The 13435-nt window shown below is 59.5% G+C and carries 9 protein-coding genes; 6 read left to right on the top strand and 3 right to left on the bottom strand.

Going from position 1 to position 13435, the window contains the following annotated elements; genetic code table 11:
* Positions 1-11: 11 nt before the first annotated feature.
* The 3 genes from ACWGTO_RS28920 (at position 12) to ACWGTO_RS28910 (ending at position 3756) form a co-directional block, all read left to right on the top strand.
* Positions 12-2312 (top strand): AGE family epimerase/isomerase, encoded by a 2301-nt coding sequence (locus ACWGTO_RS28920; protein WP_454578198.1) that lies wholly within the window; start codon positions 12-14, stop codon positions 2310-2312.
* Between the two features lie 266 nt (positions 2313-2578).
* A complete protein-coding gene (locus tag ACWGTO_RS28915) occupies positions 2579-2860 on the top strand; it encodes a hypothetical protein (RefSeq protein WP_454578197.1) in 282 nt (93 codons plus the stop codon).
* A gap of 251 nt (positions 2861-3111) precedes the next feature.
* On the top strand, positions 3112-3756 hold the full coding sequence (locus ACWGTO_RS28910; protein ID WP_454578196.1) for a Crp/Fnr family transcriptional regulator: 645 nt from the start codon (positions 3112-3114) through the stop codon (positions 3754-3756).
* Positions 3757-3979: 223 nt separating this feature from the next.
* Here the strand turns inward: ACWGTO_RS28910 and ACWGTO_RS28905 are convergent, their stop codons facing one another.
* On the bottom strand, positions 3980-4717 hold the full coding sequence (locus ACWGTO_RS28905; protein ID WP_454578195.1) for a hypothetical protein: 738 nt from the start codon (positions 4715-4717) through the stop codon (positions 3980-3982).
* A 353-nt stretch (positions 4718-5070) separates the two neighbouring features.
* Between ACWGTO_RS28905 and ACWGTO_RS28900 the strand changes: the two genes are divergently transcribed.
* Entirely contained in the window at positions 5071-5802 is a 732-nt protein-coding gene (locus ACWGTO_RS28900) for a glycosyltransferase family 25 protein (protein WP_454578194.1), read from the top strand.
* A gap of 54 nt (positions 5803-5856) precedes the next feature.
* On the opposite strand, the gene ACWGTO_RS28895 is transcribed toward ACWGTO_RS28900, so the two are convergent.
* Both ACWGTO_RS28895 and ACWGTO_RS28890 read right to left on the bottom strand, forming a co-directional pair.
* Complete coding sequence (locus ACWGTO_RS28895) at positions 5857-6930, bottom strand: tetratricopeptide repeat-containing glycosyltransferase (RefSeq protein ID WP_454578193.1); 1074 nt, start codon at positions 6928-6930, stop codon at positions 5857-5859.
* Positions 6927-10499 (bottom strand): glycosyltransferase, encoded by a 3573-nt coding sequence (locus ACWGTO_RS28890; RefSeq protein WP_454578192.1) that lies wholly within the window; start codon positions 10497-10499, stop codon positions 6927-6929. Before ACWGTO_RS28890 ends, ACWGTO_RS28895 begins: the two co-directional genes overlap by 4 nt.
* A gap of 850 nt (positions 10500-11349) precedes the next feature.
* On the opposite strand from ACWGTO_RS28890, the gene ACWGTO_RS28885 reads away from it, so the two are divergent.
* Positions 11350-11829, top strand: a complete 480-nt coding sequence (locus tag ACWGTO_RS28885) for a hypothetical protein (protein ID WP_454578191.1) — start codon at positions 11350-11352, stop codon at positions 11827-11829.
* A gap of 92 nt (positions 11830-11921) precedes the next feature.
* Positions 11922-13435, top strand: a 1514-nt coding sequence (locus ACWGTO_RS28880) for a DUF4347 domain-containing protein (RefSeq protein WP_454578190.1), incomplete at its 3' end; no start/stop codon positions are given.

Below are 13435 nucleotides of genomic sequence, written 5' to 3'. Positions count from 1 at the left end.
GGAACTGGACCATGCCGGACCGGATCGTCAGTTTTGTCATGAGCGGGGGCGTTGGCTCGCGGCTGTGGCCGCTCTCGCGCGAGGACAATCCCAAGCAATTCCATGACCTTTCGGGCGACGGCTCCATGCTCGCGAAGACTGTCCGACGCCTCAAGGCGCGGCCGCAGGGTGAGGCGCCGATCTACCTGATAGCTTCCGAACGGCACGCCGACCGCGTTATCTCGGACATCGGTCCGCTCGGCCTGAACGGGGGCAAACCGATTTTCGAGCCCGTTGGCCGCAATACAGCCGCAGCGGTCGCCATAGCCACCCTGCACACGATCTGCGGCCATGGCGGCGACGCGCTGGTGCTTGTGGTCCCCTCCGACCATGAGATATCGACCGAAACGCAATTCTGGCAAACCGTTGACGCGGGCATGCCGGCCGCCGATTCAGGAAGCATTGTCGTGTTCGGCATCAAGCCGACGCACGCCGAAACCGGGTACGGCTACATCGAGGTTTCGCCTAATGGTGACGGAGCTGCCGCCGTTTCTCGTTTTGTCGAAAAGCCCAATGCAGAGACAGCCGACCAATATGTGTCTTCCGGACGATTCTACTGGAACGCCGGCATTTTCCTGTTTCGGGCCGACACGATGCGGCAAGCATTCCTCGATCTCCGACCCGACATATGGGAAAGCGCGGAACGTGCCTACAAGACCGCACGGGCCGACGTGTCGGGCATCTACCTGCCCCACGGCTTCTACTCCGCCGTCCCGTCGACATCGATCGACTACGCAGTCATGGAGCGTGCGCGCGGGATCGCCATGGTTACGGCTTCCTTCCGCTGGAACGACCTTGGATCGTGGCAGTCGCTGCTCGAAGCTAGCCCGACGGACGGCGATGGCAATGTCATCATGGGCGACGTCGTCGCCATGGATTGCGGCAGCTCATACCTCAGGAGCCAGGGCAGGCTGCTGACCGTCATCGGAATGAAGGATGTGGCGGTGGTGGCGACACCGGACGCGGTATTCGTCGCTCCCGTCAGCCACAGCCAGAACGTGAAGAAGGTCGTCGAGCAGTTGGAGAAGAGCGGACGCCTCGAAACGAAGTTCACGGCGTCGGAAGACCGGGTCATCATCAGCGGGGCATGGCGCAAGCGCGTCGAGCACTGGCTCTTCGAGGAAACCCTGCCGCTGTGGTCCACCGCAGGTGTCGACGATGCGCATGGCGGCTTCCACGAGGCTCTCGGTTTCGATGCAAGGCCATTGGGCAAACCCAAGCGCATGCGGACGATGGCTCGCCAGATTTATGCTTTCGCGGTGGCCAAGGAACGCGGCTGGGACGGACCTGCCGACAAGCTGATCGACCACGGCATCGACTTCATCGCGAAATACGGCCGGACCGACCGCGGCGGCTGGGTGCGCACGCTGAATGCAAACGGCAGTGTGGCTGACCCGACGGAGGATGCCTACGACCACTCCTGCGTGCTCCTGGCGCTTGCCCATGCTCACCGATGCGGCCATCAGGATGCCTTGCGGCTTGCGCAAGAGACATTCCGTTTCGTCGATTCCCATCTTGAGGACGACAGCCTGAACGGTTTCCTCGAGACCCCCGGCTGGAAGGGAGTGCGGTTCTCGAATCCGCACATGCACATGCTGGAATCCTTCCTTGCCTGGCATGGCGCCACCGGCGACCGTGCATATCTGCGTCGAGCAGCACGCGTGATCGATCTCTTCCGGTGCCATTTCTTTGACCAGGAGAGCTGGACGCTCGGGGAACGTTTCGACGTCGATTGGCTGCCGATGCCGGGTGATGAGGGGCAGTGGACCGAACCGGGGCACCATTTCGAATGGGCCTCGCTCCTCGTCGATTTCGCGCGAGCGAGCGGGCAGAAGGACTTGGCAGCCTACGCAAGGAAGCTCTATTCGTCGGCGGTCGCCAGCGGATTGAACCGAGCCACGGGTCTGGCCTATGCAGCGGTATCGCGGCAAGGATTGCCCCTCGACCGGCTCTCCCGCAGCTGGCCGCAATGCGAGGCCGTCAAGGCGGCAGTCGCCCTGGACGGCATTGGCGGACCGGATCTGAAACCCGAGATCGAAGCTCGTGTCGCCCGCCTCTTCCGATGGCATATTGATCCGGCACCGCTTGGCTTGTGGGTCGACAGGATTGACGAGCGCGGAAGGTCACTGGCTACGGAGGTCCCGGCGAGCATCTTCTACCACTTGGTAACGGCATTGATGCAGTATCTGGACAAGACTGGAGGACAGGTCGAACCTTTCCCGCTGTCTGCTTTGGATAGGGGCGAGACGGTTCCGAAGCAGATTTACGGCTGACCGGAACTGGGCCGCTTTCCTCGGGGGCGGAATCCCGCCGCCGGCTGTGACCGGGGTGATGCTCCAAGGGGGTAGGGAAATGGTAGCTACGGCGAATTCGGTATCCCCTTCCCCTGTGTCGCGGCTGCAAACCGGGATAGTATGTTTATAAGAAATGCCTAAAAGAGAGCATCGAACGCCCCCAATCCTGGAACGCTGGTCAACTCGTCGAGGCGTCGTACTTTTGAGCCTGTGAACCTTCTTGTCCGAACGGTTGAGACGCAACTATGGCAAAAAAAAAATCGCGTGCCAGACCCAGCGGTGACCTCGTGAAACTGCTTGCTACCCGGCCCAGAGCGGTTGCGCTTGCTGCGCTGCACGTTAGTGAATCCGTGCTGTTGGAACTCGAAGCATCCCATCTGTTGTCAGCAGCAGAGATCAGAGGATTGCTCAAGGACGCTTCAACGACGCTACGCAATGCCGCCGATCAAGTCGACAACCGCAGCTGTGCCGCTGCCAGCGAAATAGTCGAGTCCATGCGGGAAAATTTCAAGAGAAACAAAGCCTGACCGGGTGCCCCGGAACGATTTCAACTCATGGCGTCGGCAAGCAAGCGGAACCACTGCAACGAAAAGTGGCGGTCACGACGCCTTGCACCCGAAAGTTACCATTGAACGGGTACTCTTCGCATCAAATCTGATGTACATAGCATCGAGGGGAAAGGAATTTTTGGGCGGGGTTCTAAATGACTTATGCTTCACATCCCCCTTTGCGCGGAAGTGAAAAGCGTCCAACGTACGTCGGTCTTAACGACGACGATATGGCGCTTATCAAGGCGCTGGGGTTTACACCCAAGCGCTATCCAGCGGAGACGGTCATCGTCAATCAAGGCGAGGCCAGCGATCGTGTATTCATAATCGAGTCGGGCTGGGGTTGCATTTCTCATGAACTCGCGGGCGGGCAGCGACAAATTCTGGATTTTGCACTGAAGGGCGACATCGTCCTGCTTCAGGCACCCGTAGGCAGCGCTCTTGAAACGTTTGTGGCTCAAACCGAACTTCTGGTGTTGGTGGCTTCGAGCAAGACATTTACCCTTGCCGCCATGAAGTCTCCTCATCTTTTCTCCCTTATTCTCGAAACGCTCGTGCACCATGGGGCAGTTGTTGCTCAACATCTCACCAATGTCGGACGACGCAGCGCTTTGGCGCGGACGGCCCATCTGTTCCTCGAACTGAGGGCCCGTCTGGAACGCATCGGCTCTGTCACCCGCAACTGCTATGAATGCCCGCTCACCCAGTACGATCTCGCCGACGCTCTCGGCCTCACTCCCATTCATGTCAATCGAATGCTGCGGGAACTTCGCGAGCGCAACTTTCTCGAATTCCGCCAGGGCCGTGTTCGCGTGCTCGATCAGCCGGCTCTTACCAAATTTGCCGGGTTCGAGCACGAATACATCGAAAGTTGAGGCATATCGGCCTCGGCGCGGGCTAAGACCCTGATAGCGGCGCCGCGCTTCGCAGGACGAGAACGTTCCTGTGCGGTTCTTGGACACGACCTCCAATAACTATTTGATTTTGATCACGTGTCTATCACCTCCATCATCACCGGCCTGTCAGCGCCGCTGCGAATCCGCCTGTCACTAGATGGAACAGGGCACGTGGCCCGGCAGCTCTCTCTTGCACCTACTTTTACTTGAACGCTTGCGCGAACATATCCTGCAAGCGGAGCGGCAGGTGCGGCGAGGCCTCCAATTCCGTACAGCTCTGTTCCCATCGTCGGAGATATTCGGCGATGGGAATACCAGTTCGACCGGGCCAACGGTTGAGTGCGCCCAACGCCTCGATGCAGTCCGGCGCACGGTCGTATTCGGCGAGGATGGTCAGTGACATTGCCTGGGCAAACGGATTGAGGGCGGGCATTTCGATCTCGCCGCGGTGGTTGGCGAACCACGCAGCGGCGTCGCGCGTGAGCCCCTGGCTTTCAGCGAGCGCCGCATAGCGATCGATGATGTCCTGGCGGTACCGGGCGATGGCATCGCCGAAGGCGTTGTCGCCGGCGAAGGGCGGATTCACTTTCCAGTCCTTTGCCAAGCGACCGAGACCGCGCAGCGAGGAGGCCTCGACCAACGCCTCCTCGAGCCATTGGCAGGGCGGCGCCGGCTTGGCGTCCGGCTGCCAGCTGTTGCAGAGCACATGGCCGAGCTCATGGCCGAACTGGTAGGCGAGCTTCGACCAGTCGCGCTCACCGATATCGACGATGATCCAGGCCATGCTGCTGCCGTCCGGATGCAGCCAGATGGCCGGCGTGCCGGAAGTGTGCTCGTCGATACGCAGCCGCGTCGGCTGGCGGTCGGACAGCAGGCGGACGCCGTCAAGGCACGCATGCCGCATGCGTTCGACGACCTGATCAGCCGCGCCCTCAAGCATGCGGCCCCAGCTGCCGGAAAGCTCGATGGGGGCCGAAAGAAGGGTCGCAGAAGGCCTATTTGGGGGTGGCGGCATGGCCGAGTTGATCTCCAAGCTGGCCCAAAGCCCTCCTGTTGCGGCCGCCGATCCTGCCACAACAACGACGCCAACTGCCAACTCTCGCCGCGTCATAAACTCTCCTGTTGCGCGGAGCAAATCATCCAAGCTCAGCCTGTCATCCGGGCATCTCGCCAGCTATGACCAAACAAGCTAGACTTGTACCTGTCCTCAAATGGCCGCCTTGCTGCGAACTGGCTCGTGCGATGGGAGTGAACGAATGCGCAAACCGTCGATTTCGAAACAGGTCTAAAAGCATGATAGATGAAATTCATGTCATCAATCTCGATCGCAGCGCCGGGCGCCTAGATATATTTCACAAGTTAAACTCGCATCTCCACAACACTCGGAGGTTCTCTGGGGTCGACGGTAAGTCAGTTGATCGCGATCGGCTGGTGAGGAACAAGATCATCACGCCGGATCTAGATTATACAGCCGGCAGTTTGGGCTGTGCTATTTCGCACGTGACGCTGTGGAAAGAAGCTGTCGCACGCCATAAAGTGATAACGGTCGCCGAAGACGACGCGATCATCTCGCACCAATTCGAGCGACATACCAATTCGCTCTTGTCGAAGGCTGGAGCCGACTGGGACTTTATCCTGTGGAGCGCAAACCTGCGATGCTACGCGTGGCTGAACGCCCTTCCGGGCGGAACTGGTGCAAGGTTGGAGTTTTTCTCTGGCGAAGTAATGACGCACGTTGCGGATTTCCAGGAGGCGGAAATCGAACCAGTTCTGCTCCGTGCACATTATCTGCTGGGAACCATCTGTTATTCGGTCTCGCCTCGCGGCGCGCGTGCACTGTTGGATTGGTGCCTTCCGATACGACCAATGATCGTCGATTTTGCCGGTTTCGGACTGAGGCTGAACAATGCAGGAATTGATTGCCTGATGAATGGGGTGATGCCGTCACTCAAGGCGTATGTGTGCCTGCCACCGCTGGCGATAAGCGACGAACGGCCCGAAGCATCAGTGCGGATAAATACGTGAGGAGCTTGCGCCCAGCCTGAGCGGGGCGTCTTCGCCAAGCGGTGATTTGACGTCTCATGTCCGGTACTCGTCCCGCCGCCGAATGAAGAAATTCAGATTGTTCGAAAGACGCTCATTGGTTGGATCAAGCTCAACCGCTTTCCTACCCCACTCGACGGCCTGGTCCATCGCATTCAGGTGCCATGATGCGATGGCGCCGAGGTCAAACAATCGAAAGCCCCAGCAGTTCGGATCGTCCAGATAGCTTCCGGTGCGGTGCGTCTTCTCGATACCGTTGGTGCAAGCCCAAAACAGATTCAACCAGTCGTCTTTGCCGTGGAGCTCTTCGGCCAGGTCGGCCCAGATCTCACGGCGGTGCGGCGCTTCGATCCGAGCCTTGTCCAGCCAGGACAACCTTTGTTCTGGCCGCATGCGCGCGATGTAGCGCATGGCCTCGGATCGTTCTTCGTCCCATGTGCTTGTCGGCAACTCCAAGTAGCGCTCAAGGAGTTGGACGGCCCGATCGTGCTGATCAGCCCACATCAAGTCTCGTCCCAGCCAGAAGCAGATCTGCGCATCCTCGGGATCTTCCTTGTGAACCTGCTCCATGAGTGGGAGATATTGTCTGCGTGTAATCTTGGTATGGTCTTGAAGCTCTGCTATTACTATGTCGTCGCAAGCCTGCGTCACCTCCCGCTCACCGGTGAAGTACAGTGTTTCGTGGACGGCGCGCTTGCACCGATATCCCCAGCGGGCATGAATTTTTTTGGCTCGCCACGTTCGTGGTGCGGGGTCGTCGAGGCGCGAACGCCGCGAAGAACGACACCAGATCGCTGTCGTTCCGGGACTCCACGCGGCTTCCAACTTTGGCCGCCAGCCAGGTTCAAGGAATTCATCCATATCCATGGTGATGCACACGTCGGCATCGGCCGGGACCAACGCCAAGACGGCGTTCCGCGCGTCATCGAAGCGCCACGGTCGAATGGCAATCCTGTGCACCGTGACGCCCGCCCGTTCCAAACGCTGTACGGTGTCGTCGGAACTACCGGTGTCGGCAACGATGCGGTAGTCGGCTTCGACCCCCGACATAGCCCAACGCTCTACATGAGCAGCCTCATTAAGGGCGATCGTGTAGACGGCGATTTTCAAGGGGCGCCACTCCCGGACTTGCGCTTGAAAGTCGAGGACCCAAGAAAAATGTCGGGACTACACACCGCGTCTGCACTCAAGGCGTCGCCGAGGAGTAAAAAGGTCGACTTCTTCGTTGACGCAGATCCCCCGAGAACCGTCCAAGAGAAGACGCTCGCGCCCTGTTCGCTGAAAGGCTCGCGGTCCAATCGGAGCGTCCTCCATCCTGCAACCTCGATATCGGTGTTCTGGAGCTGCGCCGGTTCTTCGTCGTTGGTGATGAGCGCGAATTTGTATTTGTTCCGAAATGCCGCCAGATATTGCATCACGGTCTTATTCGGAAGGTGCTGCAGAACGTCCTTGCAAATGAGAAGGTCGGCGGGCGGAAGCTTTTCGAGAGATTTGAATGTTTCAAACGCAATCTTGCCGCTGCTAAATTCGCGTTGATTGCGCTCAATTACCGACGAAACGACATCGATTCCGACATAACTTACCCCGCTCCAATCTACATAGCGCGAGAACTGCCAATCACCACAACCGAGATCCACGACGGTGCGGATGTCGTTTCGTGTCATGAACCGTTGGAGGAAATCCCGGTACTCCACGGTCTTGTCAGGTGCGGACCCGACACCGCTTCCCCGTCCCCAACCATGTTTTTCATAGATTAGCGAGAAGTGCCGCTTGAGTTCTTCGGTAGAGTCGCTGGACGCGACAAACCTTCGCGCGATCTTGTTATAGGTGGTGTCGACCTCCATGACGGCGTTCGCATCGAGGTCCTTCGCCAACGGCCACGATTGCGACTCCCATAGATGAAACGAGAACGCTTCTGGGAACTCGCGATCTTTTGAGAACATGTCTTCCAGGCTTGCCTGGTCCCAGCCGGGCCAGAAGAATGACGCGGCAGGTTCAATGCGGAGCAATTCCGGGCGTTCCTTCGCGAGTTCCATCGGGACCTGGACCGAGAACTTGTTCCAAGCGTCGCCGACCGTGCCGCCCGTGAAGTTGCGATAGGCCTCGTACCACAGGCGGAGGAATTCGGCATTCGGCGGCGCTATGATAGTGGCGTTGCACAAGCCTACCGTCCTCCTGGAGCCGTCGTTCTGAGCTCCTTCCTCACGTCCCATGACGACGCGACCATCGAGTAGCGGTTCGAACGGGCGTTGGCAGATCGTATCAAGATCAAGATAGATGCCGCCTTGCTCGAGCAAAATCCGCAATCGCAGAACGTCCGCCTTGTGGGCGAAATGCTCGACCGGGTTGCCAAACACCTCGGTTGGCAACTCGACGCAGATGAGTTCCACATCTCCCTTTATCGCATCCCAATACGTCCCGCTGGGCTCGTGATGGTAATACACTTTCGCTCGGAAACCCTGATTCACCTGCAACGCCGATCGTATCGCCATGTAATGAATGAACGAAAACGGCTTGCCCCCGAAATTTCCATCCAGACCTGTGATGAAATGGAAGGTTCGTGGAATCGATGGTTTTTCAGGTTGGCGCGGCGACGCAGCAAAATGTGTGGCTTTGGCGACGCTGCTCGCAGCGTTCGAGGCGCTGACCTCCGTTCCCGACGCAGCGGATGGTAGCTGTGCATCTTCCAGCATACCCCTCACTTCCGTCTCATTGACGGTCGCGATCCAGGATTCGCTGTCGCTTACGCCATAGGAAATCAGCAGTTGTTCCTCATTGGGATGCCAGGTGAGGCCGGCTGCAAATTCGCTCCCCTTGTCGTTGAAGAAGAATGGTCGGCTGACTTTCCCCAGGCGCCCTGCGTCGTCGAACCAGACGAAGCGGTGCTGGTAGGTTGGCCGAGTCTCGTTCGGCCGCGCGCGCCCCTCGCGAATGAGTGCCAGCCACCCGCCGTCGAACACGATCGCCTGCGTGCTCCCCCTGAATTGGTCGGCACAGACAGCAGGCACGGTCTCCGAGATCGTTTGCCCCATATCGTCGACGATGCGGACGGGATCTCCCGCACAAAAGAACTGCAGCTGCTCATTGTCGGTATCGATGCCAGCCGGCTTGATAAGGGGCATCCAGCTGGTGTCGTGGAGCTTCTGACCCAAGGGGTGGAGCACACGCCATTCGGTCATTTGGTATGCGTTAGGTTGGCGGCCGTCAAGGCGTGCAATAATAGGTTCCCACCAGCTGTCTGCCATCAACGCGTGCGAGCATGCGACGGTCCACAGCTGTTCGCCTCGGGCAAACAGGCGAATGGCCTCGAAGCCCGGTTCTGGCAGGTCGGCCGGCGCCAGAATCTCCGCGGCTGACTGCACCACCAGATCTTCATTCAGATGAACGAGGAAATTGCGCGTTCGGCTCGGCGTCTCGTTGGGTGTATCAGCCCGGCCATCTCCGTTCGGTGTGTAGGTAACGGTCGGCTGAACCAGGACGATCTGAGCACCCAATCGCGTTACTGACGGACTGCTTGGCCGGTAGCCGTCAGGGGGGGTGAAGCCGAGAGGGCGCGCGCTGAACGATGGCATCGTTGTCTTGGCGGGCTGCAGATAAAAAAACAGGTTCGATCGCGCTAACTCCCTGTGTTCGTAGGCGATGCTACGGTCCAGCGCCAGCCAGTTGCACATCGCGAAACCGCGATCCTTGCGCACCGGGTCGTGCGCATAATTCGCCGCGATCGCATACTCTTCGCGCAAGCCTGTCGTGTAGACGAAATCCTCGATGAACAGGATGTCCTGCTCCGGCCGCTTGATCGCCAGCCCTGCTTCGGAGAACAACACACTGGCATCGTTCACCCCCTTCTCGCGGTAAAACCGTGCCAGATCATAGAGCGGTTCGGCGCGTTGCGGCCGTTGATTGAAAGCGGCGAGCGCCTGTTGAACGAAGCCAGCCTCGTCGCCGAGCTTGCGCAGGCAGCGCGCCTCTTGCAACCGTGCGTTCCACGCCTCCTCGTCCCAGCCGCCCATCGCGGCGCGCTTGGCATAGGCCACTGCTGCCTCCGCCGTCCGCCCGGCGTCGCGGTAGGATTGCGCGAGGTAGAACCAGTAGCGCTGATTTTCCGGATCCTTCTCAAGGGCCTCCAGCAAAAGCCTGGCATCGCGCTCGAACTTGTCCACCCGGTTCGAGCCGCTGGCGTGGTCCTTGTACCAGGCACCCCTCAGTTCCTGCACGCCGCCGGGCACGTCGAGATACTCGTGGGTCACGCCATGGTAGCGTGCACCGGCGTCGCGTTTGACAAGGCGCGTGTTCCAATAGGCGAGGCCGGAATCCGAGCGCTGCAGCAGCCGGTAGCCCGGGCCGTCGAGCCGCTCGCGGAAGCCAGCGTCCTCGACCATCAACTCCATGTCGGCGTCGTCGAACAGCAGATAGTCATAAGCGAGCGGCGAGGCATAGGCGTGATCGAGCGCCGCGTTGCGCGCCTGCTCGAAATTATGAAACGGGAATTCGTGCAACTCGCCCGGCAGGTTGCGAGCAGCGAAGAACGATTTGACGAAATCCTGGGTCCCATCGGTCGAGCCGGTGTCGCCGATTACCCAGCAGTCTATATGGTCGACAACCGCACCGAGACAGCGTTGAAGGTTCGCCATCTCGTTCTTGACGATCATGTTGAGGCAGAGGCGCTTGCCGTTTCTCATGAGCTGACTGTTGGCTCCGCGCAGGACTGCAGGCGGTCACATCTGTGCCAGGGTGTCAATTGGGACAGCGATCCGTTCCGATGCGGACGCGTCCGACCTCCATGCCGGATGTGCATTTCCCCCTGCCTCGGCCATTTGCATGACCTCTGTTCCAAAGTTACGCTCATCCCTTCCTTTGCAAATGCGACCCCAGCGCCGTCCATTGTTAGCCAGCACTTTTCATCCCAGCAAGGCCTCGCGGTTGCCTTGGACGAAGGGGGCGAACAAACCTTCCAATCGGGTTCAATCGCTCACGCGAAAAACTCCGCCGCAATATCAAGGCTTCGTCGCTACGAGGTGGAGCATCTTTAAGCCCCGGATTTTCCGATGCATTTGGCCGCATGCGCGCCATCTCGATGTTTGCCAAGATAGTCAGTCGTGATTGCGCAATTAACAAATCGTAAACAGGTTATTTACAAGTTGCTAATTTTATAATTTACTAATGTCTTACATATGTGGAGGGTTGCCGTGGACCGGGCAGTAGGCCTGTCGGTTCGCGCGGTCTGCGAAGCCAGGAGAGTATCTGGAGCAAGTCACTTCTTTGCATGAGGGCGCAGAGAGTGTTTGGTGGCGTGCAACGAAGACGTCGGACTGCCTTGAACTCAAGTCTAGCGTTTTCCCAACCTGATGTTCCCTCGCAAGTAGTCGGTTCCCTCGCAAGTTGTCGTCGAGAAATCGAGACATGCGTGTTGGGAGTTGGCTGTGGTTGGTGTGATACCAAGTACGAAACGATGCGCCCGCGGCGCGGGCTTCCGCTTCGATCAATCCCTCAATTATCCGCACCTGGCCGCCAGCAAGGATTGCCCCGCGATTGACGGGTATTCTTCGGCGTCCCGTGGACCGCCGCGCGCCTGCGAACGCCACGCTCACCTCATCGAGCGCCCGCGCTCGGCAGCGATTGAAACCAGCGATTGAAATCCAAGGGTACGAACCAAGAGAAGCTGCGGCACGGCCGTTGGCGACCAAGGAGAAGATGATGAGCTACATAGCAGGGTTTGCGGTCATGGAAGTTGCCGTTAGAGGCGTCTTGCCCATCGGCGACACGACCGAAAATGTGCCATATTTTATCCTGGACACGGCCAAGAGCGCCATCGTCGGTCAGGTCATTCTTCCCAAGGCCGTCAAACGAAGCCTCGCCGTCGCCGTCACCGTCAAGGTTCCGGCCGCAGCCGGTTCGTTTGCGATTGGCACGTTTGACCATGGCGGGAATTTCCAGGCCTGCAGCTTCCTCCGCGTAGAGAGCCCCGCTGTCGAACGTCTCGACGGTGCCGTCGGCCCGTCAGGAAGATGACCGCGCCCAAATCCCCCTCTCCTGACCGCTCGCCGGCCAAGCCGGTGGGCGGCTTTCCCTCGAACTGAATTCGAAGCCAACAGGAGCCAGTCATGGCCCGTGCCTCTGAAGTTCTTTTTGTCGATCCTTCAGTCTCCGACCTCCAGACAGTGCTCGGCAATCTGCGACCGCAAGTCCAAGCTGTCGTGCTGGACGGCCACCGACCGGCGGCGCAGCAGATCGCTGCGGCGCTCGCAGGGCACGAAAGCCTCGATGCGATCCACATAATGGCGCATGGCGCGCCGGGACGGGTTCAATTCGCCGCGGGAGGCTGGTCATTCGCCACATTGGAGGAAGAGGCTGAGAATCTCGCCGCAATCGGCAGGGCGATTGCGGCGGACGGCGAGTTGCGGCTGTGGAGTTGCGAGACGGCTGCGGGCGACACCGGCGAGAAATTCGTGGCGGCGCTGGAACGGGCCGTCGGCGTGGTTGTTTGTGCCTCGAGGTCGATGGTTGGCGCGGCCGCTTTGGGCGGTGCCTGGGATTTGGTTGTCCGCGCGAATGCGCTACCGCCGCTGAGTGCCTACGGGGTGGCACGTTACGCCGGATTGCTTGCCTCAGGTAATCTGACGCTGCACGGTACTATTACCGGAAGCACCAGTAGCAGTATCAATACATTCTATCTTGTCGATACTTCTGTTAGTCCTCACGTGATTGTCGGCAGTTTCGTTCTACCGCCTGGTCCGGTCGATGGAGCAACTGTATTTGAGGTTACCGTGACAATCCCAAATATTGGCGATAATTATGACGTTGTCAGCAACGGCAACGACGTTTATGCACATCTTACATATAATGCTGGAGTGTATGTTCTTACGGATGGCGTTAATCCTAACAATGGACATGTAAATAATGGTGTAAATGGCGACACGTTCCAAACAGGATCTTACGATATTGGCCAAGTGGGGCAGACCGGCCCGACAGGACCTGCAGGGGCGACTGGAGCCACGGGTGCGACTGGCGCAGGTGCGACCGGACCAACGGGCGCGACGGGCGCTACTGGTGCGACAGGCGCTTCAGGTGCGACTGGCTCGACAGGTGCTTCGGGCGGGACCGGTGCGACTGGCGCGACTGGTGCAACAGGCTCTACTGGTGCGACTGGCTCGACCGGTGCAACAGGTGCGACCGGCGACACGGGTGCTTCGGGTGGGACCGGTGCAACGGGCGCCACTGGCGCAACTGGTTCGACTGGTGCAACCGGAGCCACAGGTGCGACTGGCGATACGGGAGCGACAGGTTCTACTGGTGCGACCGGCTCCACCGGAGCGACTGGATCGACCGGGGCGACAGGCGCAACAGGTGCAACTGGCGACACGGGAGCGACAGGATCGACTGGTGCCACCGGCTCTACTGGTGCGACAGGCTCGACCGGAGCAACCGGTGATACCGGAGCGACTGGCGCGACGGGCTCGACTGGCGCAACTGGTGCTACCGGAGCCACAGGTGCGACCGGCGATACGGGAGCGACAGGTTCTACTGGTGCAACCGGCGATACCGGAGCGACCGGCTCGACCGGAGCAACAGGTGATACCGGGGCGACTGGCTCCACTGGAGCGACGGGCTCGACTGG

Source organism: Mesorhizobium sp. PL10, assembly GCF_053714315.1.
The sequence above is the reverse complement of the archived record's forward strand: the minus strand, read 5'-3'. Positions and strand labels throughout refer to the sequence as shown.

Coding starts and splice junctions, on each gene's coding strand:
- ACWGTO_RS28920 (WP_454578198.1), top strand. CDS start 12: ATGCCGGACCGGATCGTCAGTTTTGTCATGAGCGGGGGCGTTGGCTCG.
- ACWGTO_RS28915 (WP_454578197.1), top strand. CDS start 2,579: ATGGCAAAAAAAAAATCGCGTGCCAGACCCAGCGGTGACCTCGTGAAA.
- ACWGTO_RS28910 (WP_454578196.1), top strand. CDS start 3,112: ATGGCGCTTATCAAGGCGCTGGGGTTTACACCCAAGCGCTATCCAGCG.
- ACWGTO_RS28905 (WP_454578195.1), bottom strand. CDS start 4,717: ATGCTTGAGGGCGCGGCTGATCAGGTCGTCGAACGCATGCGGCATGCG.
- ACWGTO_RS28900 (WP_454578194.1), top strand. CDS start 5,071: ATGATAGATGAAATTCATGTCATCAATCTCGATCGCAGCGCCGGGCGC.
- ACWGTO_RS28890 (WP_454578192.1), bottom strand. CDS start 10,499: ATGAGAAACGGCAAGCGCCTCTGCCTCAACATGATCGTCAAGAACGAG.